The organism is Streptomyces sp. NPDC103540 (assembly GCF_055584445.1).
Map to the genome: position 1 here is coordinate 435,509 of NZ_JBVJMA010000002.1, position 25,241 is coordinate 460,749.

Below are 25,241 nucleotides of genomic sequence, written 5' to 3' on the forward strand. Positions count from 1 at the left end.
CCGGCGCGGCGGTGCGGTACCGGCCCCCGTCCGACCGGTCAGGCCCTGCGCCGCCGGGCGACCAGGACCATGCCCGCGCCGGTGAGCAGCACGGCCGCGCCACCGATCGCGAGCGGGACCGCCTTGCCCGCGCCGGTGAGCGCGAGGTCTCCGGAACCGCCCGAGCCGGCGGTTCCGTAGGGGAGCGCCGGGTCACCGGCGGGCCGGGGGCCGATCGTGACGGGCGCCGGCCGGCCGAGGGTCGGGCTCGCCGAGGCGGAGCGGGTCGGCGCGGCGGGCGTCGGGCTGTCGGAGGGGCCGGCCGGTGCCGTGGCGGGGGCGGTCGGGGTGGTGGAGGCCGCGCCGTGGAGCCCCGTGATCCCGGGTCCGCTCGCGCGGGTCGCCGGGGTTCCGGTCGCACGGGCGGCGGGCGCGGCGGCGAGGGTTCCGGCCAGGCCGAGGACCAGCGAACCGCCCACCGCGAGCGCGGTGAGCGGGGAACGGGCGGATATCGGCATCTGGGGGTCTCCGAAGTGCGGCGCAAACGGTGGCTCTTGAGCGGACTCTTTCCGTCCGGGACCGCCCCGTCAAGCCTGATGTCCGATCCATCCTATCCATCCGTTGTGTCCGGACGTACCCGACTGCCGGGCCCCGCATCGCGGTTGGCGCACGGGCGGGCCGGGCCGGCCGGGCGGTGGTCGGGTACCGGGACGTCGGCGCGCCGTCCTCGCGGCCGGCCGGTGACCAGGACGGTGACGGCCGCCGCGAGCATCAGGACGGCTCCGGTGAGCGGGGCGGCGGGGACCGCCAGCCGGTCGACCACGAGACCGCCCAGCAGGGCGCCCGCCGCGATGGCGAAGTTGAACATGGCCACCATCAGGGAGGAGGCGGCCTCGGCGGCCCGGGGCGCGGCCTTCAGCATCCACCCCTGGAGGCTGACGGACACCCCGCCGTAGAACAGCCCCCACAGCAGCAGCAGTCCGCCGCCGGCGAGCACCCCGGGCAGGAGGGCGACGAGCGCCAGGACCGGGGTGAGGGCGAGGCTCACGACGAGCAGGGTGCGGCGGGGGTCGCGCGGTCCGGCGAGGAAGTTGCCCGCGACGCCGGCGATCCCGTAGCCGAGGAGCAGGGTGCTGACGTGGGCGGCGTCGACGCCGGAGACGTCGCGCAGGATGGGGCGGACGAAGGTGTAGGCGGCGAACTGGCCGGTGACCAGCAGGAACGTGACGATCACCCCGGCGCGCACCGCCCGGTCCCGGCGCAGCAGGGCGGGCAGTTCGGGGAGGGTGACCGGCCGGGAGGGCGGCAGCGCCGGCAGCAGCAGGAGCAGGGCGGCCAGGGTGGCGGCGGCGAGGAGGCCGACGGCGGCGAAGGCGGTGCGCCAGCCCGCGAGTTCCCCGAGCAAGGTCCCGGCGGGGACGCCGAGGACGGAGGCGGTGGGGACGCCGCCGAAGATCAGGGCGGTGGCCCGCCCGACGTGGTGTCCGGGCACGAGCCGGACGGCGAGGCCGCCCGCGATCGCCCAGAACCCGCCGACGCCGACGCCGACGAGCAGGCGGGAGACGAGGACCACCGCGAAGTTCGGGGCGAGCGCGGCGGCCAGGTTGGCGGCGGCCACCAGGGCGATGAGTACGCACAGGACGTGGCGGCGGTCGAGGCGGGCGGCACCGACCGTGACCAGCGGGGCGCAGAACCCGGCGACGATCCCGGGCACCGTGACCATCAGGCCCGCGGTGCCGTCGGAGACGGCGAGGGCGGCGCCGACGGGGGTGAGGAGTCCGATGGGCAGCAGTTCGGAGGTGATGAGGCAGAAGATCCCCAGCGAGACGGCCGCCACGGCCGCCCAGCCCTTCAGGGGGGTCGGTGCGGGAAAGGGAGTCGCTGCGGGAAGGGGGGTCGGTGCGGGAACACTGGACGCGGCTGGTTCGGTCATGCTCGGCACTCCGTGTCGGGGGACGGGCGGTGGGCCCGCGGACGGGTGAACGGGACACGGCGGCACCGGGCTCGGGGGGTCGCGCCTCCCCCGTCGCCCGCACTGCCGTGCCGTGCCGATCGCGTTCGTGTCCATGGTGCGACCGTCCGGGGGATTTCCGGGGCCCCCGGGAAGATTCGATTCGGCAACGTCCGCGGACGGGTCCGGGCGCCCCGGACGCCGTCACCCGGACGCGTGAGGGGGCCGCCCGGCCCGCTCCCCGACTACGGCATGGTGGTGCCATGCAGTTACGCCGGGCCGCCCTGCCCCTTTCCCTCCTCGCGCTCCTCGCGGGCGCCGGTTGCGTCTCCGTCGGCCCGCAGTCCTCCGTCCCGGTCCCGGCGCGCGGCTCCGTGCCCCCGCCGGACGCGCCCGAGCCGGCCGCCGACGCGGACCACGTGGACACCCGCCGCCTCGCCGAGGCCCCCGTGGAGGTGCCGGCGGCACTCGGCGACCTGCCCGATCCGGTGCCCCCTCCCCCGGCCCCGACCCCGACGCCCCGGCGGGTCCGGCCGCCGGTGGAACGGCCGGTGCAGCCCGCCGCGCCGCGGCGCGTACGCCCGCCCAAGCCGGCCCCGCCCCGGCCTCCCCGGCCCGCGCTCCCGCCGATGCCGCGCGGGCAGGAGCTGTGCGCGGCGGCGGAGGGCACCCTGCCCCCGTCGGTGGTGGACCTGTGCGTGCGCCAGTACGGCGGCTGACCGGGGTCAGCGGACCCCGGGAGCCGTCGGCGCCGTCGGCCTCCTGACGGCCCGTCGACGCTCGCGCAGGTCCCGTACGGCCGCGCACCGGCGGACGGCGCCGCCGCGGGCCGTCCGCAACCGCCGTACCGTGGCGCGCCCGCGCCGGCCCCACTCGCCGCGCGGCAGCCCGGCCCGCTGACCGCCCGCGGAGATCAGGGCGTTGACCGGGGCGTGCGGGTCGGCGCCCAGCCCCTTGGCCACCAGGACGCCGACCACGAGCGGGGTCAGCGCCACGGCCAGGGCCGAACCGGCGGTGGTCACGTGCCGCATGCGGGGGCGGCGGGTGCCGGCGGCGGGGTGCGGGGTGGCGCTCGATGTCATGCCGTCATTCCAGCCGTCGCGCGGCGCCGGGGCATCGGGTCGGGTACTCAGGCCGTCCGGCACGGGTACTCAGGCCCGGCCGCGCGCCGCGGCGCGGTGTACGGTCCGGCGTACGGGCCGGGAACGGGGTGGTGCGGGGTGTCGGACGGCGGTGAGCGGAGCTTCGAGACGGCGGAGGGGGACGGGCCGCAGGAGGTGTTCACGGGCGCCGGACGCGCGGCGCGGGTGCGCACGGCGTACGAGGGGCTGCTCCAGATCCGCCGGTTGACGGGCGGGGTGGACGTCCCGGCCGCGTGGGAGCTGCGGTTGATGCCGCGCGCGGTGGCCCTCGTACTGGAGGCGGCGGGGTTCGCGCCGTCGGCGGTGGACGCCCGGGGGGTGCGCGGGCGGACGGGGTACCGCGTGGTGCCCGGGGCGCGGGGGGCGGCCGGGGTCGAGGTGACCTGGACCGGGCCGCCGGGCAGCGGCGCCGCCGGGGAGGAGCGGGAACGGCTCACGGCCTGCGCGGCGGAGCTGGAGCGGCACGGCTGGGAGTGCCTGCTGTACCGGGGTCCGCGCGGGCGGCGCTTCCTGGAGGTGGAGGCACCGAGGCCCGCGGCGGGGTGAGGGGGTTGTCCTCCTCGCCCCGCCGCGGGCGGGTGGGGTGTCCGGTCCGGTGCGGACGCCGGTGTCAGATCGCGGTCCGGTCGCGGTGGCGCAGCAGGCGCAGGGCGTTGGCGACGACGACCAGGGTGGATCCCTCGTGGACGAGGACCGCCGGGCCGATGCCCAGGCCGAGCGCGGTCGCGGGGACGAGGACGGCGACGATGCCGAGGCTGATCCACAGGTTCTGCCGGATGACGCGGCTCGCGCGCCGGCTGAGGCCGGTGATGAAGGGCAGCCTGCGCAGGTCGTCCGACATCAGGGCGATGTCGGCGGTCTCCAGGGCCACGGCCGAGCTGGCCGCGCCCATCGCGACCGCGACGGTGGCGCCGGCCATGGCGGGGGCGTCGTTGACCCCGTCGCCGATCATGGCGGTGCGGGCGGTCCGGCGCAGCCGGGTGATCTCGGCGACCTTGTCCTCGGGCATCAGGCCGCCGCGCACCTCGTCCATGCCCACCGCGCGGCCGACCGCGTCGGCCACCCGCTGGTCGTCACCGGACAGCATGACGGTGCGGGTGACGCCCAGCTCGCGCAGGGCGGCCACGGTCCGGGCGGCCTCGGGGCGGGGGGCGTCCATCAGGCCGAGGGTGCCGAGCCAGCGGTCGCCGCTGCGGACCAGCATCGTGGTGCGGCCGGTGCGGGCGAGTTCCTCCGTCCGCGCGCGCAGGGCGGCGGGGACGGGCGGTCCGGTCAGGGTGTCGGCGTAGGCGAGGCTGCCGATGTGGACGGCCCTGCCGTCGAGTTCGGCGGTGACGCCGCGGCCGATGACGGCGCGCAGGTCGCCGGCCTCGGCGGTGGGCGCGGTCGTCAGCAGGGGGGTCGCGTCGCGGACGACGGCCTGGGCGAGGGGGTGGTCGCTGAGCCGCTGGGCGGCGACGGCGGTGCCGAGGAGCTCCTCGCGTGCGGCGCCTTCGGCGGGTTCGACGTCGGTGAGGCGGGGGCGGCCCTCGGTGAGGGTGCCGGTCTTGTCGAAGGCGAGGGTGCGCAGCCGGCCGAACTCCTCCAGCGGGGCTCCCCCCTTGACGAGGACCCCGCCGCGGGCGGCGCGTCCGACGGCGCTGAGCACGGCGGCCGGGGTGGCGACGGCGAGGGCGCACGGGCTGGCGGCGACGAGGACGGCCATGGCGCGGTAGAAGCTGTCGGTGAAGGGCTCCCCGCTCAGCGCGCCGACGAGCAGGAGGACGGCGACGAGGACGAGGACCGCGGGGACGAAGACCTTCTGGAAGCGGTCGGTGAAGCGCTGGGTGGGCGAGGTGCGCTCCTCGGCCTCCTGGACCATCCGTACGACGTGGGCGAGGGTGTTGTCGCGGGCGAGCCGGGTGACGACGACCTCCAGGGAGCCGGCGCCGTTGACGGTGCCCGCGTAGACGCGGCCGGTGTCCTCGACGCCGGCGGGGTCGGCGAGGGCCGCGGCCCGGTCGGGGACGGGGAGCTTGTCGACGGGCACGCTCTCGCCGGTGATGGGGGCCTGGTCCACGCTGCCGGAGCCCGCGGCGACGAAGCCGTCGGCGGGGACGCGGGTGTGCGGACGGACCTGGACGGTGTCCCCCACGACGAGCTCCTCGACGGGAACCTCGACGCCGACGCCGTCACGGCGGACCAGGGCGGTGCGCGGGGCGAGGGCGCCCAGGGCCTCGATGGAGCGCCGGGCGCGGCCCATCGCGTACTCCTCCAGGGCGTGGCCGACGCTGAAGAGGACGAGGAGGACCGCGCCCTCCTCCCAGCGGCCGATGGCGGCGGCCCCGGCGGCGGCGACGAGCATGAGGAAGTCGACCTGGAAGCGGCCCTCGCGCAGGGTGGCGACGGCCTCGCGGAGGGTGAAGAGGCCGCCGAAGACGTAGGCGGCGACGAACAGGGCGAAGGAGGCGGGTCCGCCGTTGCCGGTGAGTTGGAGCGTCAGTCCGGTGAGGTAGACCGTGAGCGCGAGCAGGGCGCTGGCGGCCTCCGCGCGGGCGGCGATCCCGTCGCGCGGGCCGAGTGGACCGCGCGGGCCCTCCGGGCGGTTCGGGCCGGTTCCGTTGGTGACGTTCACGACGTTCATGACATCAATATATCAAGACTTTGAAATATGTGAATGTGTGCACGTCGTGATCCCCTGCCCTAAGGTGACGGCCATGGACGATCCCGCCGTGCTCGCCGAACCCGACGCCGCCGCGGTCGCGGAGGTCATGCAGGGGCTCGCCTCCCCCGCCCGCGTCCGGATCCTGGCCCGCCTGCTGCACTCCCCCTGCTCGGTCGGCGAACTGGCCGAGGCCCTCGACCTCGGCCAGCCCACCGTCTCCAACCACCTGCGCCTGCTGCGCCACCTCGACCTGGTCACCGGCCGACGCGACGGCCGCAACGTGGTCTACGCCCTGCACGACGCGCACGTCGCCGATCTGCTGCGCCAGGTGCTGGCGCACGTGCACCACGGCGATCGGGACCGGTCCGACCCGATCACCTGATCACCTGATCACCTGATCACCCGGTCGGCGATCGCCCGGGGGCGACTACGGCGCTCCGAAGGTGAGCGTCAGCTGCGGCGTCCCCTCGTTCGCCGCCGCCTCCGAGGACCACAGCCACAGCGCGTCCGTACCGGGACTCGTCAGCGCCAGGTCGAGGCCGCCGCCGAGGGCGGCCGCCACCCGCGCCGTGTCCAGTGCGGCGGTGTGCGTCGCGCTGCCGTCCGGGACTCCCGGGAAGGTCCCGAGGGCCGGCGCGCCCACCGCGGGCCGGTTGGCGTACGTCGTCCCGCCCTCCGTCCACGGACCGGTGATCGGCACGACCGAGACGGTGTCCGTGGTGCCGGCGCCGCTCATCGTGCTGGTCTTCACGCCCAGCGCCGCCGACTTCAGCACCGTCCCGGCGGGCGCGGCCGGCAGGGCGAAGCGCAGGTAGCTGCTGTAGAGGGAGGTCCCGCGCACCGCCAGGGAGCCGGAGGTCCCGTAGTTGGTGCCCGGGGCGCCCGCGTTGGCGTACGTGTCCTCGGACGCGGTGACCCGTACGACCGAGTCGGCCGGGGCGGAGGCGAGGGCGTGGTGGTCCCGTACCTGCGCCGCGCTCAGGACGGTCGGGTAGACGGCCGTCTCGTCGAGCCGGCCCGCCCAGTGCTCGCTCAGCGGCCGGTTCGGCCAGCCGCCGAGGCCGTCGCCGCCCGCGCGCCAGTAGCCCGCGAAGTTCTCGTGGGTGGTGACGGCGAGCGTGCCCCGCAGGACGCCGTCCACGTAGAGCGCCATCCCGCCGGGGCCCTGCGTCGCGACGACGTGGTGCCAGGCGTCGTCGTTGTAGGAGCCCGGGGTGGTGATCGTGCGGGTGGCCCCGGTGTACACGCCGAAGACCAGCCTGCCGTCGTCGGTCATGTAGACGTGCTTGTCGTACTGGCTGCTGCCGCCCGCCTGCTGGTTGCCGAAGCCGACCAGCTTGCCGCCCCGGGTGGTGGCCGTCCGGAACCAGGTCTCCACGCTGTAGGCGGAGCCCACGCTCTGCCGGCGGTCCCCGTACACGTGCGCGTCCACCCCGTCGAAGCCGATCGCGGTGCTCGCGCCGGACACCGCGCCCGGCGCCTGCCGCAGGGCCGGCCCGTTCAGGTGCACGCCCGCCTGGTCGCCGCCGTCGGAGGAGTCCGCCACGAAGGGGGTCACCGATTCGTCGTAGCGCCAGTACAGTCGGGCCCCGTCCGCGCGGACCCGGCTCGCGTACGCGTCCGCCGAGGTGGGCACCGTCACGGTCGCCGGCGCCGAGGCGGCGCTGACGTTGCCCGCCCCGTCCGTCGCCGTCACCCGGTAGGTGTGGCCACGGCCCGGCACGGCGGTGGTGTCCGTCCAGGAGGCCTGCGGACGCCTGAAGAACAGCGAGTCCGCCGTGACCGTGCCGATCGGGGTGGCCGCGCCGTCGCGGAAGATCCGGTAGGTGAGCGCGCTGTCGTCATGGTCGAGGCTGGTGCGCCACCGCACCTGCACCTCGCCCGGCCGGAAGCTCGCCGCGCTCGCGACCGGAACCGTGGGCGCGCCCGTGTCGCCCGTGGAGGAGAAGCGCGTCAGGCTCTGCTGCGCCGCTCCGTTGACGGTGGTGAACTCCCCGCCGACCCACAGGTAGCGGGTGCCCGCCTTGGCACCCACGGCCATCACGCGCGGTCCGATGCCCTCGCCGATGCCGTCGTTCGTGTCGGGGGACCACCCCAACTTGCCGACCGAGCCGGTCGGTTGCGCGAGGAGGTGGTGGCGCTGCCCGTCGGGGAACTCGCCGACACCGGAGCAGTCGTGCGCGTGGGAGGCGCTGTAGAGGACGTTCTCGTACGGCAGGACGGCCTGGGTGGCGCCCAGGCAGGTGTCGCGCCAACGCTGGCCGAAGTCGGACAGGTTCAGGGCGATGCGGCCGTCGAAGACCCCGCCGCCGGTGCCCTCGTTGGCGGTGTAGAAGCCGGTGCCGTCGGTGGCGATGTCCTTGACGACCGAGAGGGGCTCAATGAAGCCCGGGTAGGACGTGGTGAGCGCGCCGCTGCCGGCGTCGACCACCGCCAGGGCGTGCGTGTTCGTCCCGTTGACGGTGAAGAAGTCCCCTCCGAGCAGCACCTTCGAGCCGTCGGGGGTCACCTCGACGGCCCGTCCCGGTTCGTCGGCGTCGGCCCGGAAGGGGCGCAGCGCGCCGTCGCCGGCGGCCACGGCCGCGAAGCGCTGCCGGGGTTGGCCCGACACGGTGAGGAAGTCGCCGCCCGCGTAGACGGTGTCGCCGGTGACGGCGAGGGCGCGGACGGTGGCCGCGAACGCCGGGCGGAACCCGGTCCTGACGGTGCAGGAGGCCACGTCGATCGCGGCCAGGCTGGAGACCGGCGTGCCGTTGACGGCGCCGAACGAGCCGCCCGCGTAAAGCGTCTTCTTGTCCGGCGAGAGGGCGAGCGCGCGGACGGTGGCGGTCCCGCTGCCGATGGTGAAGGACAGGGTGCACGAGGTCGGTGCGCCGGTGGCGGCGTCGAGGGCCGCGAAGTTGACCGCCTGGCGCTCGGCGCCGGCGGAGCCCGCGGGCGGTCGGACGGCGGAGAAGGTGCCGCCGACGAACACCGTGCCGCCCGCCTCGGCGAGGGCCCAGACGACCCCGTTGGGCTGCCAGGTGGGCAGCGCGTCCGCCGTGAAGGCGACGGGCGGGGTGAGTGCGGCGGCCTCGGGGACGGGGCCGAGGCCGAGGAACGCGCCGGTGCCGGCCAGGGACAGGGCGAGAGCGACCGCCGGGCCTCTGGATCTACGCATGAACCCCCCAGTTCGGTGTGCGTGGTGCTGCGGGTGCGGCGCGCGGGACGCGCGGGGCACGGACGGGCAGACGGCCGGGAGCCCCGATCGGGCGCACGGCGATCCGTACGGGCGCACCCTAGGACGGATCGCCGGTCCGGTCATCACACTTGACCCATCGGATGCCGAACCGCCTACCCTTGCGCATGATCGTCGCGTCCGGTACCGCCGCCCCGCCCGCCCCGTCCCCCGCGGACGCCCCGTCCCCCGTCGCCGGCGCGGACGCGGGGGCGGTCGGGCTCGTGATCTTCGACTGTGACGGGGTGCTCGTCGACAGCGAACGCATCGCGGCCCGCGTGCAGGTGGAACTCGGGGCGCGGTTCGGCTGGCCCCTGACCGAGGAGGAGGTCGTGCGGCGCTTCATCGGCCGCTCGAACGCCTCCGTCCGGGAGCAGGTGGCCGAGCGCCTCGGCGCCGCCGCGGCCCTGGAGTGGGAGGCCTCCTTCACACAGCTGCACGCGCTCGCCGTGGACGCGGGCCTGTCCCCCGTCGAGGGACTGCCCGAGGCCCTGGACCGGATCTCCTTGCCGACCTGCGTCGCCTCCAGCGGCTCGCACGAGAAGATGCGGCACACGCTGGGCCGTACGGGCCTCTACGAGCGCTTCGCGGGCCGCATCCACAGCGCGAGCGAGGTCCCGCGCGGCAAGCCCGCCCCGGACCTGTTCCTGTACGCCGCCGCCCGGATGGGGGTCGACCCGGCGGCGTGCGTGGTCGTCGAGGACAGCCGTCCGGGGGTCGAGGCGGCCCGAGCGGCGGGGATGCGTTCCCTGGGGTACGCGGGCGGCCTGACCCCCGCCGCGGCCCTCGCCGGGCCGGGGACCACCGTCTTCACGGACATGCGCGACCTCCCCGTGCTGCTCGACGTCGCCCCCTGAGACGGGGCGCCGCCCTCAGGAGGTCGGGAGCGGCCGGCAGAGCAGGGCCGCGGGTACGGGACGGGCCCCGACCCGGCCGGTGAAGGCGATGCCCGCCGCGTACTCGGTGGGCGCGCACTGGCCCTTGTGGTGGCCGAAGGCGAAGTCGGCGCCCACGTCGCCCGCCGGACGGTTGTCGGAGCGGTCGAACCAGACCGTACGGCCGCCGGCCGCCGGCAGCGCCGTACGGGCCGGGGCGCACAGGGCCGCCGAGACGCGCTCGCCGCGCCGGCTGTAGCCGATGAGGAAGGCGTCCGCCGGGCACTGGAGCTTCGTGTACCCGCCCGCCCAGTCCCCGCCCGGCGGGACGTGGGCCTCGTCGCGGACGACGGTGTGCGCCCCGGAAGCGGCGCGCAGGTCCGCGCCGGCGCACAGGCCCCGCCCGCCGGTGTGCGAGAGGCCGACGAGGAGGGCGCCGTCGGGGCAGACGGCCTTGCGGGCGCCGTTGTCCCAGTCGCCGCCGGCGCGGACGCGCAGGGAGGCGTTGTGGTCGCGGTGGTCCGTGGTGAGCTGGTACCAGGCGGGAACCGCGGGCACCGGGCCGGTGCGCGAGGGGGAGGCGCCGAGGGCCGTCCAGGCGGGGGTGCGCCAGTCGGCGGGGTCGAGGACCCCGGTGCGGCGGCCGGCGGCGTCATAGCGCAGCAGGGCCCAGGTGTCGCCGCCCGGGGCGCCCTGGGCGGTGGTGCTCCAGCCGACGAGCGGCCAGTAGGCGAAGTCCGCGTCGGACGCGGTCAACCGGTCGGTGAGGTTCCCGAACCAGGTGCGCGGGGCGGGGGCCCGTTCGTCGGCGCCGATGCCGAACTCGCTGATCCACACGGGTGCGGTGAAGTGGGCGCCGGTCTCGGCGGAGACGAAGAAGGCCTGGTCGTAGAGGGTCTTGTCGAGCTGTTCCCGGGTCATGTCCTGGTAGCGGAGGTCGTGGGTCTCGCCCATGCCGGTCGCGCCGCTGTGGTGGGGGCCGGTGTATCCGTAGAAATGGGCCGAGTAGACCAGCTTGTTCGACACCACGAGGGTGTGGGAGAGGGTCCGGACGGGGGTGAGGGTGGGGCGGCCGTGGGCGAGGCCGTCGACGGGGATGCCGGTCCAGTTGATGCCCTCGACGACGATGAGCAGGTCCGGATTGGCCTCGGTCAGGATCCGGTCGGCGGCCTCCTGGGCCGCGGCGTGCCAGTCGTGGGCGTCGCCCAGGCCCCAGTTGGGGTCGTCCCAGACGTCGCGGCGGACCTCGTTGTAGAGGTCGGCGCCGACCACGCGCGGGTTGTCGCGGTAGCGGCGGGCGAGGAACACCCAGTCGTCGGCCCATCGGGCGGTCGTCCGACCGCTGTTCCAGCGTTCGTTGCCGTCGAGTCCGCAGCACCAACGGGTGGTGACGGTGTGGTTGTTGAGGATGACGGCGAAGCCCTCGGCGGTCAGGGCGGCGACGACGGCGTCGAAGACCTGGAGCGGTGTGCGGCCGCGCAGCTCCGGGTTGGCGGCCACGGCCGCGTCCGGGACGGGCGTGGTGGTGCGCAGCATCTCGTTGGAGAAGGGCAGCCGGACGCTGTTGAGGCCCAGGGCCCGGAAGTCGGCCAGGAGCCGGGGCAGGGGCACGCGGTCCAGGCCGAGCGGGATGCCGTTCGCGTTCTGGCCGCTGTGGTGGTTGGCGGGGTCCGCGAGGTCGCCCGAGCCGTTCCAGGAGCCCTGGGCGCCGTCCCAGTTGCCGGAGCGCAGGCGGAACCGTTCCCCCCGGGCGTCGACGACGTACCGGCCCCGGGTGGAGAGCGGGGGCGTCCAGGCCGGCGCGGCGGCGGGATCGACCCCGGGTCCGGAGGCCGACTCGGAAGCGGCGGGCACGGCAAGGCCCGCGGGTGCGCCTGCGGTGGCGGGTGCCGCTGCCGGCGTGCCGGCGGGTGCGGCCGTGGCGGCGGCCGGGAGGGCCGCGCCCGTCACCAGCAGCGCGGCGATCAGCACCCGTACGAGGCTCTGCATCGGACTCCCCCGGTTCCGGCCGCCCGTCCCGGGCGACTGCGGCGGTCAAGTTACCGGCCGGTCGCCGGGGAGGGAAGGGATCGGACGCCACCGGGCGCGCGCCGGCCGTCGGCGTACGCCGGGGCACGTCAACCCCGGCGGTCGTGCGCCACTCCTGCGCGCCCGCCGGCAGCGCGAAAACCACCCCGCGCCGGCCCGGGCCGCTCTACGGTGCCCTGAAGGGCACGGCACCGACCGGGGTGGGGCTGATGGACGAAGAAGAGGACATGCGGCTGGCGCGGATGACGCCGGAGATCTCCCGCCGCACCCTGGCGATGCTGCGCGGCCTCGCCGGGCTGGAGCCGCCCGAGCAGGTTCCCGAGGACGCGATGCTGGTGGCGGACGCGATCCTCGCCGAGCACGGCACGGACGGGCTGCGCGTGCTGGTCATGACCCTGGCCGCGTGGGCGACGGCGCAGATCGAGAACGTGGCGGAGCTGAGCCGGCGCAGCCACGAGGCGGTGCTCGACGCGATGGAGCTCGCCTGCCTGGAGGCGAACGCGGAGGAGTAGGGCGCGCGGAGTGCCACGTTCGGGCGTCGTTCGGCGACACTGGGGGAAGCAGCAGTTCCGGGGGGTCGTGATCGGAGGCTGTCGTGAGCACACCTTCCCCCATCCGCGTGGCCGCCGTGCTCTCCGCCGAGCACCGCGGACGCCTGATGTCCCACGCCCGTGAGGTCAATTTCCCCGAGGGGACGCGGATCTTCGACGAGGGCGCCCGGGCGGACACGTTCTGGATCGTGCGCTCGGGCACGGTGACCCTGGAGATCCCGGTACCGGGGACCCGCTCCGCCCCGGTGGAGAGCCTCGGGCCCGGGGAGCTCGTGGGCTGGTCGTGGCTCTTCCCGCCCTACGTCTGGCAGCTGAGCGCGGAGGCGATGACGCCGGTGAGGGCCTACGCCTTCGACGCGACGGCCGTCCGGATGCTGATGGACGCCGACCCCGCCTTCGGCTCCGCCCTGGGCCACTGGGTCGGCCGCGTCCTCGCGGTCCGCCTCCAGCAGACCCGCACCCGCCTCCTCGACCTCTACGCGCCCCGCACCGCCGCCACCCGCTGACCCCCGGCCCCGCCGGGCCCACCACCGGTCCCGGACCCGACCCGGACGCGCCCCGCGCGCCCCGGGCCGGGTTCCCGTACGCCCCACCCGCCCCGTGTCGAAGGGTCGCGGGGGAGGTGTTCGGCCGATTCGGCCGGCTGTTCCCCCACAGGTCACGGCGCGCCCACGGCTGCGGACTGCGGTCACTCACTCACGATCGGTGACGAGAAACAGCGGTACGAACGGGCGTTCACGCTCCGGATCGGCAAGACTCCCGTCCGTTATCCGAAACACCGAGCCGAGGAGTGTTCGAAATGCGGTCCATCACCAGGAGTCTGGCGCCGGCTGCCGGCGCCATGGCGCTCACCGCCCTCACCGCGCTGGTCGGGAGCGGGGTGGCAGACGCGGCCCCGTCCGGTACGCGGAGCCTGTACGCGCCGTCCGCGCTCGTGGTGAGCGTGACGGCCGGTGAGAACGCCGTCGAGGGCACCGTCCTGCGTGCCGTGACGCTGGTGTGCGCCCCCAAGCCGGGCGGCACCCACCCCGCCCCGGCCGCCGCCTGCGCCGAACTGCGCGCCAACGGGGCGTCCTTGGAGCCCCTCGTCGCCCCCCGACAGAACGCGGCGTGTACCCGCGAGTGGAACCCGGTCACCGTCACCACGGACGGGGTCTGGCAGGGGCGCCGGCTGAGCTGGTCGCACACCTTCGGCAACCCGTGCGGCCTGCGCAGCAGCTCCGGCGTACTGTTCGGCATCTGAGCGACCGGGGCGGGGCAGGGAACGGGGGCCGGGGCAGGGAACGGGGGCCGGGGCAGGGGCCCGGCCCGCGGGTCCGGGACCGGGCGGCGTCGTGCGACCGCCACCGGGTCCCGGGCCACGCGGACGTCGCGGGTGGCACAGCGCCCCGGCCGGTGGGGCCGGGTCAGCCGAGTTCGAGACTCGCGACCCCGTACATCCCGGGGAGGTCCACCCGCGGGGCCGGGCCCGTGTACATCCGGGCGGCCTCGAAGGTGGGGGTGAGCCCGAGCCGCGCCATCAGGGCGGTGGCGGCCGGGTTCGCGTCGGGGACGTCCACCGCGACCGTCCCGCCCGGGGCGTGGCCGGAGAGCCGCCGCAGCAGGGCGGCGGCCACCTCGGGGGTGTCCGCGTAGAGCGGGCCGATCCGCGAGGCGGCGCTGCACGGCCGGATCACGCCGAGGCCCTCGACCCGTCCGTCCCGGACGGCGGCGAGGGCCGTCCGGCCGGGCAGCGCCGTCCACGCGGACAGGAAGGCGTCGCGGGCCTCGGGGAAGAAGCGGCGGTCGTAGGCGGCGAGGCGGGCGAAGGGGAGCGTGGTCGCGTCCACGATCTCCACGCCCCTCCCCTCCTGCCCGTCCACGTCCCCGGCGGGGCTCGGGACCCCTTCGTGGCGGACGTTGTTCCAGGCCGGGAGGAAGCCGGACCTGCGGTAGTTGTCCTGCTGCTCGACCACCCCGTCCAGGCCGACGAGCCGGCCCTCCAGCCGCTCCATCCCGGCCCGCCAGACCCGGATCCCGTACCCCTTGCCGCGCACCTCGGGGCGGGCGATGTAGAAGCCGACGAAGCCGAAACCGGTGCCGTAGCGGATCGCGGAGATGCAGGCCACGGGCTCCCCGTCGAGCCGGCCGACGAGGAACCCCTCCGGGTCGGCGACCGCGAAGGCGAACCGGTCGCCGTCGCCCGGGTTCCACCCCTCCGCGTCCGCCCAGTCGCGCATCAGCTCCATGTCGGCGGCGCTCGCGCCGGCGATCTCGAATCCCGTCATGCCGCGAGTTGTACCAGAACCGCCGGCCGACGCCGCGCCGGCCACCGTGGGGGGCGACGTGGATCGGCCACCGTCGGGGCGCCCCGTCTCAGCCCGCGCAGATCACGTCGTCGAGCTGGATGGGCCGGGAGTCGAGCCGGACGTAGGCGGTGAAGGTGTCCGTCGCGCCGTCCCCCCAGTGGGTGGTGACGGTCGCCCAGCCGACCCCCGCGGACTGCGCCACCGTGGCCGGTCCGACCTCGATCCGCTCGGGACTCGCGCCACGGGCGCACAGCACGACGTCGAAGTCCGGGTCCGGAGCTCCTTCCTGTTTGTCCTTGATCTGCTGGGAGGTCCGCAGTCTGCGGTCCTCCGGCCTCGGGCCGTGGGTTCCGTAGAACCCGGCCAGGAAGCGGGTGATGTCGTCGGCGGTGTGCCGGTGGTGGACGAAGCGACGCGGCTCGGGGTCCGCCGCCCGCGCGCTCGCCGGGACGGCGGCGACCAGCGGGAACAGCGCGGACAGGGCGGCGAGCGCGGTCACGGCGAGCAGCGGGGCGCCCCGGCGGCGGGAAGAGGAGTACATGTCCGGTTTCTAGCGGTCCCGGCCGGGCCGGCCGTGGGGGGCGCGACGTGGGCTCACTCCGGTGGAGGTCCGGATTCACCGCAGAAACGACCCTTCGGCGGAGGTGGGCGGTGCGGGAACAATGCGGTCGCGGTCGGTCGTCCCCGCTGCGTAGGGTCGCCCGCATGGGGAAGCCACTTGTCGCCGTGTTCAGCGGAGCCGGACTGTCCACCGATTCCGGGATCCCGGACTACCGCGGACCGGCGGGACTGTGGCGTCGGGAGCCCGACGCCGAGAAGCTCGTGACGTACGCGTACTACATGTCCGATCCGGAGGTGCGCCGCCGGTCCTGGCGCATGCGCGCCGAGCTCGCGGCGCTGTCGGCCCGCCCGAACGCCGCCCACCTGGCGGTGGCCGAGCTGGAGCGCGGCGGCACCCCGGTACGGGTGATCACACAGAACGTGGACGGTCTGCACCAGCTCGCCGGGATGCCCGCGCGCAAGGTGTTCGAACTGCACGGCACGGCCCGGTCGGTGGTGTGCACGGCCTGCGACGCCCGCTCCGGAATGGACGAGGCGCTGGCCCGGCTGGCCGCGGGGGACCCCGATCCGGCCTGTCTGTCGTGCGGCGGCATCCTGAAGACGGCCACGGTCATGTTCGGGCAGCGCCTCGACCCTCAGGTGTTGGCGCAGGCGGTGGCGGTGGCCAAGGGCTGCTCGGTGTTCATCGCGGTCGGCAGCACCCTCCAGGTCCAGCCGGCCGCCTCGCTCGCCGGCATGGCGGCCGAGGCGGGGGCCCGGCTGATCATCGTGAACGCGGAGGAGACCCCGTACGACTCCCTGGCCGACGAGGTCGTCCGCGAGCCGATCGGCACGGCCCTGCCGGCGCTGCTGGCCCGCCTCGCGGCCGGGGAGGCCTGAGCGGGCGAGCGCCCTCAGGCGCCCGCGTCGGCGGCCCGGCGCATGGCCGCACCGTCGATCTTCCTCATCGCGTACATGGCCACCGTGGCCCGGGCGGCGCGCCCCGGGTCCGGATCGGAGATGAGGTCGACGGCCTCGGTGGGGAACACCCGCCAGGAGACGCCCCGGATTCACCCGCGGGGGTGAGCGGCGGCTACCCGAGCATCCGGTCCACGACGCGCTCGGCCGCGCGGCCGTCGTCCAGGTCGCAGAACTCGGCACGGAAGGCGGCGCGGGCGGCCGCGTACTCGGCGCCGACCGCGTCGGCGTCGCGTACGGCCTCGATCAGGCTCGCCGAGTCCCGCAACAGCGGGCCGGGAGCCTTCTCCTCCAGGTCGAAGGTGAAGCCGCGCAGGGTGTCGCGGTAGTGCTCCAGGTCGTAGGCGAACAGCAGGATCGGCCGGTCGGTCAGCGCGAAGTCGAAGATCGCGGAGGAGTAGTCCGAGATCAGTACGTCGGCCACGAGCAGCAGGTCGGTGGTGTCGGGCCAGCGCGAGACGTCGACCACGAACCCGTCGCGCACTCCGTCGCGGACCTGCTCGGTGACCTTGTGGTGGGCGCGCACGAGCAGGACGTGGTCCTCACCGAGCGCGCGGCGGGCCTCTTCCAGGTCGATGCGCAGGTCGAGCTTGTAGCCACCGGTCCAGCCCAGCCGGTTCTCACGCCAGGTCGGCAGGTAGAGGACGACCTTCTTGCCCTCGGGCAGACCCAGCCGGCGGCGGACCTCGGCGATCCGGTCGGCGTCGGGGCGCACCAGCGCGTCGGCGCGCGGGCTGCCGGACTCGACGACCTCGCCCCGGTAGCCGAGGGCCCGCCGCAGGACGGGGGTGGCCCAGCTGCCCGGGGAGGCGAGCAGCGTCCACTGGGCGCTGTCGTGCTCCAGGGCCTCCAGGACCTCGGGGCTCGTGTAGTAGTCGTGGTTGAAGTCGTGGCCGATCTGCTTCAGCGGGGTGCCGTGCCAGGTCTGGACGACGGTCTGGCCGGGGCGGCGACGGAAGGTGAGGGGCACGCTGTCGTTGGTGACGTAGTACCGGGCGCGGGCCAGGACGTCCCAGGCCTCCAGGCTGCCGTACTGGACGGCGCGCGCGGTCGGCGGGACCTCGGCGCGGCCGTCGCGGACGAGCCAGACGTGTTCGAGCTTCTCGCCGCGCCGCAGCAGTTCCTCGTGCACGGCGCGGGGCGAGTCGCCGGCGCCGTCGCCCTGGAAGGTGTCGTAGACGACCATGTCCTTGACCGGCAGGGCGCGCTGCGCCGGGTAGGTCACGTCGCGGGCGACGCGCTGGGCGTAGCGGGAGCGGTCGTGCGGGCTGAGCAGCGGGTCGCAGACCAGTGCCATGCGGTCGTGCAGGCGTGCCTCGACGCGCATGCGGCGGCCCAGCACGGTGAGGGAGTGCGGGCCGGAGAAGAGGGCCGGCTGGAGGAGCTGGACGGGGGCGCCGCGGTCGACGCCGAGCAGCCCCGCGGTGGTGCCGCCGTCGCGCACCGGACGGACCGTGGGCCACCAGCGGCCCTGCGGGAGGGTGGTGCGGCCGGCGTACGGCTCGGGGAGCACGGGCTCGAAGGCGGCCTCGAAGCGGTCGCCGTCGCGGGTGATCGGGTAGCCGAACTCGGTGCCGTGGTGGTTGTGCAGGACGAGCTCGTACGCCTCGCCGGCCTCGGCGGCGGGCAGGCGCAGGGTGCCGCGCAGGGTCAGGGTGCCGTCGCGGGTGACGACCTCGTCGACGAGCGGCGGCGTGGGCTGCACCGACAGGACGAGGTGACCGCTCATGCCGCGCTTGGCAAAGACGACGCGGCCGGTCCCGTCGCCGGGGACGGGGGCCACGAGGCCGGTGAAGCCGCCGCGCTCGTCGTGGGCGAGGGGGTGGCGGGTGCCGTCGGCGCGGACCACGGAGAGGTTCCACGGCTCGGGGGTCCACTCCCCCGCCGCGGCGGGCCGCGGCACGGCGGCCAGGTCGGCGAGCGGGACGACGACGCCGAAGGGGACGCGGCCGGCGGCGGGGGCGCCGGTGGTGCGCAGCGGGAGGTCCAGGACGGTGCCGGTGCCGGTGTGCGCGAGGCGCAGGGTGGCGCCGTCGCCGACCTCGGCGGCCAGTTCGCCGGTGAGTTCCAGGGCGTCGTCGCCGACGGGCCGCACGTCCAGGACGCGGGCGCGGACGACCTCGACGTGGACGGTCAGCGTGTTGGAGACGGTCGGCAGGATGCGGACGTCGGGGGTGGCCCAGTAGGCGGGCGGGGTCAGTCCGCTGTCGTGCTCGCCGCCCTTGAGGCGGGCCCGGTGCAGGCCTCCGGCACCGGTGACGGCGACGGAGGTCGACCATATGCCGTCGCGCCACTTGCCGCCCGACTGGAAGACGGTGGGGTCGACGACGGCGGTGAAGCCGGCCCAGTCGGCGTGCCTGAGCGCCAGGTGCGGGGCGTGGACGGTGGCCATCGGGGAGGCGACGGTGCGGGTGCTGACGACGGTACGGCGGCGCTTGCCCTGCTCGCGGAAGATCAGCATCTTGCGGGAGCCGAGGCGGCTCTCGGCGCCCATGTGGCCGGGCAGCGCGTAGCCGCGCAGCAGCAGCTTGCCGTCGCTCCAGGCGGCCTGTTCCAGGCGGCTGACCACGCGGCGCTCGCGCGGGCCGAGGGTGAGGAGCTTGGCGGGGACCGGCGCCTTCAGGAAGGGGTAGTCGGCCTGCGGGCGGGCGAGGCCCTTGACGGGCACGCTGTAGCTGAAGTCGCGCTGGTGGTGCAGGAGGCCGATGAACTCCTCGACGCGGCCCTCGCGCGCCAGGTAGGCCTTGAGCCGGTCGGCGACGGTGAGGTCGTTCCAGGGGTCGGTGCCGATCTCGCGGATCAGGCCGCCGACCTCCTTGACGAAGGCGGCGCGGAAGTCGGGGCCGCCCTCGGGGACGTACTTGTAGATGAGCGGGAGCTCTTCGTTCAGCACGTTGCGGTCGTAGTCGCGCAGGTAGCGGGCGTACTTCTCGCCGGGCTTGCCGAGCAGCGCCTCGCGGACCAGGCGGACGGAGGTGACGCGGTCGACGACGGAGACCGGGTCGGTGGAGCGCTGGGTGATCGAGCGCTCGCCGGTCTCGCGGACCCGCCAGTGGTAGACGACGTCGCCGATGACGTCGACGCTCTTGGCGAAGTAGTGGGCGGGGATGCTGACGGGGGCGTCCTCGTAGAGGATGCCCTCCGGGTAGCGGAAGTCGTGCTCTTCCCAGAAGCCGCGGCGGTAGACCTTGTTCCACGCGGTGCGGTCGGTGACCAGCGCCGGGAACCTGGAGATGTGGGTCTTGAGCTGCGTCTTCGCGAATGCGACGCGGTGGCCCCAGGACTGCTGCATGCCGACGGAGCGGAAACGCTTGACGTTGCCGGCCGCGAAGTCGGAGCCGGTCTCGTCGAGGGCGCCGATCAGGCGCTCGTACGCGTAGGGCGGCATGGTGTCGTCGCTGTCGACGAAGGCGACGTACTCGCTGCCCTCGTCGGCATGCCGGAAGCCGACGTTCCGGGCGGCACCGAGGCCGGCGTTCTTCTGGAGGACCAGCCTGAAGCGCTTGTCACGCTCCGCGAAGGCCTTCGCGATCTCCGCGCTGTTGTCCGTGGATCCGTCGTCGACGATCACGACCTCGAAGTCGTCGAACGTCTGCGCCGCTATGGACTCCAGGCACTCGTCGAGATAGAGCTCGACGTTGTAGACAGGTACGACGATGCTCAGGCGCGGGGGCATGGGTGGCGGGTTCTCCAGCGTTTTTGCTCTGTCGATGGCGTAATGATCAGCTGATTACAGCATCCTACTCTGTAACGGGATCATAAAGTCCGCCCATCCTCGGACATATCACAGAGGCCGCCGGGGCGGACGGCAAAGATTTCAGCCGCCCGCCACCGCGCCGTCACGGCCCTCGTCCGGGCCGCTCTCAGATCTCCAGGTCGGCCTCGATGCGCTTCAGCTGGTGGCGGGCCATGGCCAGGTTGGCGCGCCCGCGGTCCAGCGCGAGGTAGAGGAAGAAGTGGCCGTTGGCCCCCCTTCCCTTCATCAGCCGGATCAGGTGGTACTGAGTACCGAGCGTGATCAGGATGTCCTCGATCTCGTCGTTCAGACCGAGCATCTCCATCGTGCGGACCTTGGCCCGGACCACGTCGGTGTTGCCCGCCGCGGCCACCCCGAGGTCGAGGTCCTTGCCGCCGCCGACGGTGCCGAGCGCCATGCCGCTGCCGTAGTCCACCAGGGCCGCGCCGAGCGCGCCCTCGATGGTGGTCATGGCGTCCTTGAGTGCGGTCTCCACGTTGGCCATGGGGTGTTCCTCTTTCTTCTGTCGGGGTTATCACGATTCACGTGGGTGGGATGTGCTGATGTGCTTCCGTTTGCGATCCGGTAAGTACGGGCGTCAGGGCGCGGGCAGCGCCGGGGGGCGCGGGGGCGCCGGAGGGAGGGCCGGGGGTCGCGCGGGGCCCTGGGGGCCACGGCGCCCCAGGCTGTGCTCGATCAGCTCGGCTATGTGCGTGCTGGAGCGCCGCGCCTCCAGGTGGAGGCGGCCCACGTTGACGCGGGGGCCCGCGATCAGGGTGAGTACCGCCGTATCGCCCGCCGCGTACGTGGCGACGTAGCCGTCCTCGCCGCGCACCAGCAGTTCGCGGAAGCCGCCCTGGCCGGTGCTGTCGCTGAGCCGCTGGGCGACGCCGAGGGCGGCGGCGGTCAGGGCGGCGACGGTCTCGGCCTCGGTGGCGGCGCTGTCCTGGGCGAGCACGAGGCCGTCGGCGCTCGCCGCCAGGGCCCCGGTGAGCTGGGGGACGCGGGCCCGCAGTCGCCGGAGCTCGGCGAGTATCTCGGCTTCCGCCTCGGCGGGCACCATCGCCGTGGTCATGTCGGCCTTTCTCCCTTCGGGCTGCCTCCGCTCGGAACGGTCGGCGAACAGGGCCGGTCGCAGCGGGAGCCTCACAGACTTGCCTCCAGTGCGTCGCGTAGCCGGCGGAGCAGTGCCACGTCCGGGGGTTGGGCGTGCGCCAACCAGTCGGGCACCGGGGGGACCGGCACGGGGGCCGGCGGGTTGTGCGGGGCGTGCGGGGTCTCGACCAGCCCGGCGGCGGCGAGTCTGCGCACGTCGAGCAGGGTGTGGAAGGCGGGGCGGCCCAGGACCCAGGCGAGGTCGGCGGGGGTCCGTACGCCGTCGGCCTGGCCGAGCAGGTTCCGCTGCCGGGCGGTGATCGTCTGCCCGGGGGCGGCCTGCCGGGGCACCACGGGCGAGGTGTCGAGCCGGGGGTAGGGCCAGACCGCGTCCAGCAGCTCCCGGCGGCGGCGGGTCTCGCGTTCGACGGCGTCCGCCGGGACCGAGCGCACGGAGCCGATCCAGTGGGTGGCCCCCCGCCGGAACCGGGAGGGGCCGGAACCCGGCGAGAGGGCGAAGAACGCGGCGTCGAAGATCGCGGCGAGGTGGCAGATCTCCAGTTCGCCCCCGGCGAGCCCACCGCTGTCCACCAGGAAGCGGGCCACCTGACGGCGGGCCCCCGCCTCGTTCACCGCCTCGTTCCAGCGTTCGGGGGCGAGGCCCCCGCCGGTGGTGAGCAGCACGTCCAGTCCCGGGGTGGCGGGGCTCTCCGCGTGGACGATGCGACCGTCCTCCAGGAAGAGGGTTCCCCGGTCGCGGAGCAGGGCGCCGGTGGCGCGTTCGGCGGCGAGCCGGGTCAGCAGGGGCGAGACGGCTATGGTGGCGGAGGCGGTCATCTGAGCACCAGCCCTTCGGCCAGTGCGCGGAGTCTGAGTCGGGCGAGGGCGAGGTTGCCGTCGGTCCGGTCCAGCCACAGGTGGAGGAAGACGCTGCTGTCGAAGCTGGTCTCGACGAATCGGAGCACGTGGTAGCCGGTGCGGGTGGTGACGATCAGGTCCTCGACGGGAGGTCCGGCGAAGGCCGGGTCGTCACCGGCCGCGGATCCGTCCGCCGCCGGGGCGAACGACTCGTACTCGGCCGCCGCCCGCGCCAGTTCGGCCGTCTCGGCGGCCGTGGTCTCGTGGTCGCCCACGGGCGAGTCCCCGGCGGTGCCGAGGGCCAGTCCGCTGCTCCAGTCGACCAGCGCGGCCCCGCGCGCACCGGGCAGGGCCATGGCTTCGAGCAGACATTCGTCGATCCCGGGCACGCGGGCTCCCCTCCCGGCCGGACGTGCGGGGTGCACTGTCGTACGGCGCGACAGGAGGGAACTTACTCAACTTCCACACTGCGAAAAGGCGTTCTGGCATTTTCCGCTGGAACATGCGCGGTAGCACGTGACAGCTTGGCCGGAACCCGATCGTTTCTGATCATCCGGTGGGCCGCTCCGGAAGAAGGCGTTCGACCATCACCTCCAGGAGGTGGTCGACGGGATGGGCTTCGAGCAGGGTGGGCACCGTGAGGTCGTCCACGATCATGCCGAGCATCGCGAAGTAGAGCAGGACGACCCCGTCCCGGTCCCCCGGCAGGCCGGCGTCCAGGTGCCAGGTGACGTTCGCCTCCAGCTCCAGCGCCTGGAAGCGGGCCATCTCCTGCTGGATCTCGGGCCGGCGCGTGGCCTCCAGGCGCAGCTCCAGCATGGCGACGTGCACGCTGCGTTCGCGCCGCATCCGCTCCATGAGCCTGCCGAGCAGCACCTTGGTGTCGAGCGGGCCGGCGAGGTCCTCCGGCTTCGGGGCGAGCCGTTCGCGGGTGCGGTGCAGGATCTGTACGAGGAGCTGGCCGCGGTGGGCGAAGTAGTTGGAGGCGGTTCCCGTCGGCACCGCCGCCTCGGCGTCCACGGCGCGCAGCGTCAGGCCGCGCGAGCCCTCGCGGGCCAGGACCTCGATGGCGGCGTCGAGGAGCGCGGCGCGGCGCTCGGGGTTCTGGCGCATGAAGGATCCCTGGGGTGTGAGGAGGCGCGTGTCCCTGACTACTGCACCCGCAGTAGTCAGGGACACGCTAACCGACGCGCGCGCGGGGCCCCGCGCGGACCGGCCACGCGGGGGGCACGGGGGCCGCCGGCTACGCGGAGGGCGGCGCGTCCGTCGCCGTCCGCGCGGGCTCCTCGGGCCCGGGGTGACGCGCGGACTCCAGCAGGTACGGGACGTCGATCACCGCGACGCCCGGGGTGAACAGCAGCCGCGCCTTGAGGCGGAGCGCGTTCTGGTTGTGCAGGGGCTGCTCCCACCAGTGGCCGACCACGTACTCGGGGATCACCACCGACAGGACGTCCGTGCCCTCGGCCGCCGCCTGCTCCTCCACGTACGCGAGCACCGGGGCGACCACCTCCCGGTAGGGCGAGTGCAGCACCTTGAGCGGGACCCCCGGGTCGTGTTCCGCCCAGGCCTCCCGCAGCCGTGCGGCCTCCTGCTCGTCGGCCGCGACGGAGAGCGCGGTGAGCGTGTGGGGGCGCAACCCCTGCGCGTAGCCGAGTGCCTTGAGGGTGGGGGCGTGGACGGAGGCCACGAGGACGACGACGTGGTGGCGCGCGGGTCGGCGCGGGCGGACCCCGGGGGCGACGGCGACCTGTCGGGCGACCTGGTCGTAGTGGCGACGTACGCCCTTCATGCCGAGGAACAGCGCCGGCATGGCGATGACGACCAGCCAGGCGCCGTGCGTGAACTTGGTGATGAGGACGATGACCAGGACCACGGCGGTCATGCAGGCGCCGACGGCGTTGATGGCGAGCCGGCGGTGGATGTGGACGCGTTCCGCGCGCGGGGTGGCGGGCGAGGCGAGGGCGCGCCGCCAGTGCCGGACCATGCCGGACTGGGAGAGGGTGAAGGAGACGAAGACGCCGATGATGTAGAGCTGGATGAGGCGGGTCAGCTGGGCGTCGAAGGCGACGATCAGGGCGATGGCGGCCAGGGCGAGCAGGATGACGCCGTTGGAGTAGACGAGGCGGTCGCCGCGGTTGAACAGCTGGCGCGGCGCGTAGCGGTCCTTGGCCAGGATCGAGGCGAGCATGGGGAAGCCGTTGAAGGCGGTGTTCGCGGCCAGGATGAGGACGCCCGCGGTGGCGGCCTGGAGCAGGTAGAAGAGGAAGTGCCAGCTGCCGAAGGTGGCCCGGCCGATCTGGGCGAGGGCGGTGGACATCGGGGTGTCGGGGGGCAGCCCCAGTTCGGTCGGATCGGCCGCGACGTGCACCCGGTAGACCATGGCGAGGACGGTGATGCCGCTGAACATCGTCACGGACAGCACGCCCATCGCGGCCAGCGTGTTCGCGGCGTTCCTGGCCTTGGGCTTCTCGAAGGCGGGGACGCCGTTGCTGATGGCCTCGACGCCCGTCAGGGCCGTGCAGCCGGAGGCGAAGGCGCGCAGGGCGAGGAAGACCACGGCGATGCCGGTGTAGACGCCGGTGGCGGTGATGGGGAGCTCCGCGGACTCGGCCCGGATGGTCTCGCCGGTGGCGAGGCGCACGGCGGCGACGGCGAACATGACGTAGATGACGAGCACGAACCCGTAGGTGGGAACCGCGAAGACGCGGCCCGACTCGCGGACGCCGCGCAGGTTCATCAGCGTCAGGAGGACCACGAAGGCCACGGACAGGGCGACTTGGTGCTCGTTCAGGGAGGGCATCGCGGAGGTGATCGCGGCGACCCCGGACACCACCGACACGGCGACGGTCATGACGTAGTCGACGAGGAGGGCGCTGGCCGCGGTCAGGGCGGCGGTGGGCCCGAGGTTCTCCGCGCTGACGACGTAGGCGCCACCGCCGCCGGGGTAGGCGTGACAGGTCTGCCGGTAGGAGGCGATGACGACCACGAGGAGGAAGACGATGGCCGCGGCCGCGTACCAGGCGAGGTGGAGCAGCGCGACCCCGCCGAGGGCCAGGATCAGCAGGATCTCCTCGGTGGCGTAGGCCACGGAGGAGAGCGGGTCGCTGCAGAAGATGGGGAGGGCCAGCCGCTTGGGCAGCAGGGTCTCGCCCAGGCGCGCGGTGTCCAGAGGTTCGCCCACCAGCACGCGTTTCGCGTTGATACGCCTCATTCAGGCATGATCAACCATTCATTCCGGTTTCGCCGGTATTGAGTGCGCCCGTCCGGCCCAGTGGCGATCTTGTATGCCCGCTGGGATGGTGATCACGTCGGCCGCCGCGCACAAGGGGCGCGACGGTCGCCCGAACGAAGGAGCACCG

The 25,241-nt window shown here is 74.5% G+C and carries 24 protein-coding genes; 8 read left to right on the top strand and 16 right to left on the bottom strand.

Annotation, left to right across the window (positions count from 1 at the left end):
• Positions 1-38: 38 nt before the first annotated feature.
• Positions 39-497 carry a hypothetical protein gene (locus ACZ6ZI_RS06555; RefSeq protein ID WP_469516899.1) on the bottom strand — a complete coding sequence of 153 codons (459 nt, stop codon included), beginning with the start codon at positions 495-497 and terminating at the stop codon, positions 39-41.
• A gap of 92 nt (positions 498-589) precedes the next feature.
• Entirely contained in the window at positions 590-1,912 is a 1,323-nt protein-coding gene (locus tag ACZ6ZI_RS06560) for an MFS transporter (protein ID WP_469516902.1), read from the bottom strand.
• A gap of 281 nt (positions 1,913-2,193) precedes the next feature.
• On the opposite strand from ACZ6ZI_RS06560, the gene ACZ6ZI_RS06565 reads away from it, so the two are divergent.
• Positions 2,194-2,649: a hypothetical protein gene (locus tag ACZ6ZI_RS06565; RefSeq protein WP_469516905.1), complete on the top strand. Its 456-nt coding sequence runs from the start codon at positions 2,194-2,196 to the stop codon at positions 2,647-2,649.
• 6 nt (positions 2,650-2,655) lie between these two features.
• Here ACZ6ZI_RS06565 and ACZ6ZI_RS06570 read toward each other — a convergent pair whose 3' ends face one another.
• Positions 2,656-3,012: a hypothetical protein gene (locus ACZ6ZI_RS06570; RefSeq protein ID WP_469516908.1), complete on the bottom strand. Its 357-nt coding sequence runs from the start codon at positions 3,010-3,012 to the stop codon at positions 2,656-2,658.
• Positions 3,013-3,150: 138 nt separating this feature from the next.
• On the opposite strand from ACZ6ZI_RS06570, the gene ACZ6ZI_RS06575 reads away from it, so the two are divergent.
• Positions 3,151-3,618 (top strand): hypothetical protein, encoded by a 468-nt coding sequence (locus ACZ6ZI_RS06575; protein ID WP_469516912.1) that lies wholly within the window; start codon positions 3,151-3,153, stop codon positions 3,616-3,618.
• Positions 3,619-3,682: 64 nt separating this feature from the next.
• On the opposite strand, the gene ACZ6ZI_RS06580 is transcribed toward ACZ6ZI_RS06575, so the two are convergent.
• Positions 3,683-5,695, bottom strand: a complete 2,013-nt coding sequence (locus ACZ6ZI_RS06580; protein WP_469516915.1) for a heavy metal translocating P-type ATPase — start codon at positions 5,693-5,695, stop codon at positions 3,683-3,685.
• Between the two features lie 73 nt (positions 5,696-5,768).
• Here ACZ6ZI_RS06580 and ACZ6ZI_RS06585 point away from each other — a divergent pair, with 73 nt between their 5' ends.
• Positions 5,769-6,098 carry an ArsR/SmtB family transcription factor gene (locus tag ACZ6ZI_RS06585; protein WP_469516918.1) on the top strand — a complete coding sequence of 110 codons (330 nt, stop codon included), beginning with the start codon at positions 5,769-5,771 and terminating at the stop codon, positions 6,096-6,098.
• 45 nt (positions 6,099-6,143) lie between these two features.
• Here ACZ6ZI_RS06585 and ACZ6ZI_RS06590 read toward each other — a convergent pair whose 3' ends face one another.
• Positions 6,144-8,876, bottom strand: coding sequence for a LamG-like jellyroll fold domain-containing protein (locus ACZ6ZI_RS06590; RefSeq protein WP_469516921.1), 2,733 nt, complete (start codon positions 8,874-8,876; stop codon positions 6,144-6,146).
• A 185-nt stretch (positions 8,877-9,061) separates the two neighbouring features.
• On the opposite strand from ACZ6ZI_RS06590, the gene ACZ6ZI_RS06595 reads away from it, so the two are divergent.
• Entirely contained in the window at positions 9,062-9,790 is a 729-nt protein-coding gene (locus ACZ6ZI_RS06595) for an HAD family hydrolase (protein ID WP_469516924.1), read from the top strand.
• 15 nt (positions 9,791-9,805) lie between these two features.
• Here the strand turns inward: ACZ6ZI_RS06595 and ACZ6ZI_RS06600 are convergent, their stop codons facing one another.
• Positions 9,806-11,797, bottom strand: coding sequence for a glycoside hydrolase family 5 protein (locus ACZ6ZI_RS06600; protein WP_469516927.1), 1,992 nt, complete (start codon positions 11,795-11,797; stop codon positions 9,806-9,808).
• Between the two features lie 248 nt (positions 11,798-12,045).
• On the opposite strand from ACZ6ZI_RS06600, the gene ACZ6ZI_RS06605 reads away from it, so the two are divergent.
• The 3 genes from ACZ6ZI_RS06605 to ACZ6ZI_RS06615 all read left to right on the top strand — a co-directional run bounded on the left by ACZ6ZI_RS06605 (position 12,046) and on the right by ACZ6ZI_RS06615 (position 13,630).
• Positions 12,046-12,348, top strand: coding sequence for a hypothetical protein (locus tag ACZ6ZI_RS06605; RefSeq protein ID WP_363054114.1), 303 nt, complete (start codon positions 12,046-12,048; stop codon positions 12,346-12,348).
• Positions 12,349-12,431: 83 nt separating this feature from the next.
• Positions 12,432-12,893 carry a Crp/Fnr family transcriptional regulator gene (locus ACZ6ZI_RS06610; RefSeq protein ID WP_469516931.1) on the top strand — a complete coding sequence of 154 codons (462 nt, stop codon included), beginning with the start codon at positions 12,432-12,434 and terminating at the stop codon, positions 12,891-12,893.
• A 293-nt stretch (positions 12,894-13,186) separates the two neighbouring features.
• Complete coding sequence (locus ACZ6ZI_RS06615; protein WP_469516936.1) at positions 13,187-13,630, top strand: SSI family serine proteinase inhibitor; 444 nt, start codon at positions 13,187-13,189, stop codon at positions 13,628-13,630.
• A gap of 163 nt (positions 13,631-13,793) precedes the next feature.
• Here the strand turns inward: ACZ6ZI_RS06615 and ACZ6ZI_RS06620 are convergent, their stop codons facing one another.
• Complete coding sequence (locus ACZ6ZI_RS06620; RefSeq protein ID WP_469516938.1) at positions 13,794-14,654, bottom strand: GNAT family N-acetyltransferase; 861 nt, start codon at positions 14,652-14,654, stop codon at positions 13,794-13,796.
• 88 nt (positions 14,655-14,742) lie between these two features.
• Complete coding sequence (locus tag ACZ6ZI_RS06625; RefSeq protein ID WP_469516943.1) at positions 14,743-15,216, bottom strand: hypothetical protein; 474 nt, start codon at positions 15,214-15,216, stop codon at positions 14,743-14,745.
• Between the two features lie 164 nt (positions 15,217-15,380).
• On the opposite strand from ACZ6ZI_RS06625, the gene ACZ6ZI_RS06630 reads away from it, so the two are divergent.
• The gene (locus ACZ6ZI_RS06630; protein WP_469516945.1) at positions 15,381-16,115 is read left to right on the top strand and encodes an SIR2 family NAD-dependent protein deacylase; all 735 of its coding nucleotides are present in this window, start codon (positions 15,381-15,383) and stop codon (positions 16,113-16,115) included.
• A 14-nt stretch (positions 16,116-16,129) separates the two neighbouring features.
• Here the strand turns inward: ACZ6ZI_RS06630 and ACZ6ZI_RS06635 are convergent, their stop codons facing one another.
• The 8 genes from ACZ6ZI_RS06635 to ACZ6ZI_RS06670 form a co-directional block, all read right to left on the bottom strand.
• The gene (locus tag ACZ6ZI_RS06635; RefSeq protein ID WP_469516948.1) at positions 16,130-16,264 is read right to left on the bottom strand and encodes a hypothetical protein; all 135 of its coding nucleotides are present in this window, start codon (positions 16,262-16,264) and stop codon (positions 16,130-16,132) included.
• Positions 16,265-16,308: 44 nt separating this feature from the next.
• Positions 16,309-19,869 (bottom strand): bifunctional glycosyltransferase/CDP-glycerol:glycerophosphate glycerophosphotransferase, encoded by a 3,561-nt coding sequence (locus ACZ6ZI_RS06640; RefSeq protein WP_469516951.1) that lies wholly within the window; start codon positions 19,867-19,869, stop codon positions 16,309-16,311.
• Between the two features lie 187 nt (positions 19,870-20,056).
• Complete coding sequence (locus tag ACZ6ZI_RS06645) at positions 20,057-20,434, bottom strand: hypothetical protein (protein ID WP_469516954.1); 378 nt, start codon at positions 20,432-20,434, stop codon at positions 20,057-20,059.
• 93 nt (positions 20,435-20,527) lie between these two features.
• Positions 20,528-20,992: a roadblock/LC7 domain-containing protein gene (locus ACZ6ZI_RS06650; RefSeq protein WP_363054289.1), complete on the bottom strand. Its 465-nt coding sequence runs from the start codon at positions 20,990-20,992 to the stop codon at positions 20,528-20,530.
• 83 nt (positions 20,993-21,075) lie between these two features.
• On the bottom strand, positions 21,076-21,861 hold the full coding sequence (locus ACZ6ZI_RS06655) for a transcriptional regulator (RefSeq protein WP_469516957.1): 786 nt from the start codon (positions 21,859-21,861) through the stop codon (positions 21,076-21,078).
• Positions 21,858-22,271: a hypothetical protein gene (locus ACZ6ZI_RS06660; RefSeq protein ID WP_469516960.1), complete on the bottom strand. Its 414-nt coding sequence runs from the start codon at positions 22,269-22,271 to the stop codon at positions 21,858-21,860. Before ACZ6ZI_RS06660 ends, ACZ6ZI_RS06655 begins: the two co-directional genes overlap by 4 nt.
• Before the next feature lie 160 nt (positions 22,272-22,431).
• Positions 22,432-22,995 (bottom strand): TetR/AcrR family transcriptional regulator, encoded by a 564-nt coding sequence (locus ACZ6ZI_RS06665; protein WP_469516963.1) that lies wholly within the window; start codon positions 22,993-22,995, stop codon positions 22,432-22,434.
• Positions 22,996-23,125: 130 nt separating this feature from the next.
• Positions 23,126-25,093, bottom strand: a complete 1,968-nt coding sequence (locus tag ACZ6ZI_RS06670; RefSeq protein ID WP_469516965.1) for an APC family permease — start codon at positions 25,091-25,093, stop codon at positions 23,126-23,128.
• Positions 25,094-25,241 lie beyond the last annotated feature (148 nt).

Bases quoted from the DNA above. Each gene is read 5' to 3' on its own strand.
- ACZ6ZI_RS06620 (WP_469516938.1), bottom strand. From the start codon at position 14,654: ATGACGGGATTCGAGATCGCCGGCGCGAGCGCCGCCGACATGGAGCTG.
- ACZ6ZI_RS06580 (WP_469516915.1), bottom strand. From the start codon at position 5,695: ATGAACGTCGTGAACGTCACCAACGGAACCGGCCCGAACCGCCCGGAG.
- ACZ6ZI_RS06640 (WP_469516951.1), bottom strand. From the start codon at position 19,869: ATGCCCCCGCGCCTGAGCATCGTCGTACCTGTCTACAACGTCGAGCTC.
- ACZ6ZI_RS06560 (WP_469516902.1), bottom strand. From the start codon at position 1,912: ATGACCGAACCAGCCGCGTCCAGTGTTCCCGCACCGACCCCCCTTCCC.
- ACZ6ZI_RS06655 (WP_469516957.1), bottom strand. From the start codon at position 21,861: ATGACCGCCTCCGCCACCATAGCCGTCTCGCCCCTGCTGACCCGGCTC.
- ACZ6ZI_RS06625 (WP_469516943.1), bottom strand. From the start codon at position 15,216: ATGTACTCCTCTTCCCGCCGCCGGGGCGCCCCGCTGCTCGCCGTGACC.
- ACZ6ZI_RS06600 (WP_469516927.1), bottom strand. From the start codon at position 11,797: ATGCAGAGCCTCGTACGGGTGCTGATCGCCGCGCTGCTGGTGACGGGC.
- ACZ6ZI_RS06665 (WP_469516963.1), bottom strand. From the start codon at position 22,995: ATGCGCCAGAACCCCGAGCGCCGCGCCGCGCTCCTCGACGCCGCCATC.
- ACZ6ZI_RS06630 (WP_469516945.1), top strand. From the start codon at position 15,381: ATGGGGAAGCCACTTGTCGCCGTGTTCAGCGGAGCCGGACTGTCCACC.
- ACZ6ZI_RS06585 (WP_469516918.1), top strand. From the start codon at position 5,769: ATGGACGATCCCGCCGTGCTCGCCGAACCCGACGCCGCCGCGGTCGCG.
- ACZ6ZI_RS06570 (WP_469516908.1), bottom strand. From the start codon at position 3,012: ATGACATCGAGCGCCACCCCGCACCCCGCCGCCGGCACCCGCCGCCCC.
- ACZ6ZI_RS06555 (WP_469516899.1), bottom strand. From the start codon at position 497: ATGCCGATATCCGCCCGTTCCCCGCTCACCGCGCTCGCGGTGGGCGGT.
- ACZ6ZI_RS06615 (WP_469516936.1), top strand. From the start codon at position 13,187: ATGCGGTCCATCACCAGGAGTCTGGCGCCGGCTGCCGGCGCCATGGCG.
- ACZ6ZI_RS06670 (WP_469516965.1), bottom strand. From the start codon at position 25,093: ATGAGGCGTATCAACGCGAAACGCGTGCTGGTGGGCGAACCTCTGGAC.
- ACZ6ZI_RS06565 (WP_469516905.1), top strand. From the start codon at position 2,194: ATGCAGTTACGCCGGGCCGCCCTGCCCCTTTCCCTCCTCGCGCTCCTC.
- ACZ6ZI_RS06595 (WP_469516924.1), top strand. From the start codon at position 9,062: ATGATCGTCGCGTCCGGTACCGCCGCCCCGCCCGCCCCGTCCCCCGCG.
- ACZ6ZI_RS06590 (WP_469516921.1), bottom strand. From the start codon at position 8,876: ATGCGTAGATCCAGAGGCCCGGCGGTCGCTCTCGCCCTGTCCCTGGCC.
- ACZ6ZI_RS06605 (WP_363054114.1), top strand. From the start codon at position 12,046: ATGGACGAAGAAGAGGACATGCGGCTGGCGCGGATGACGCCGGAGATC.
- ACZ6ZI_RS06650 (WP_363054289.1), bottom strand. From the start codon at position 20,992: ATGGTGCCCGCCGAGGCGGAAGCCGAGATACTCGCCGAGCTCCGGCGA.
- ACZ6ZI_RS06645 (WP_469516954.1), bottom strand. From the start codon at position 20,434: ATGGCCAACGTGGAGACCGCACTCAAGGACGCCATGACCACCATCGAG.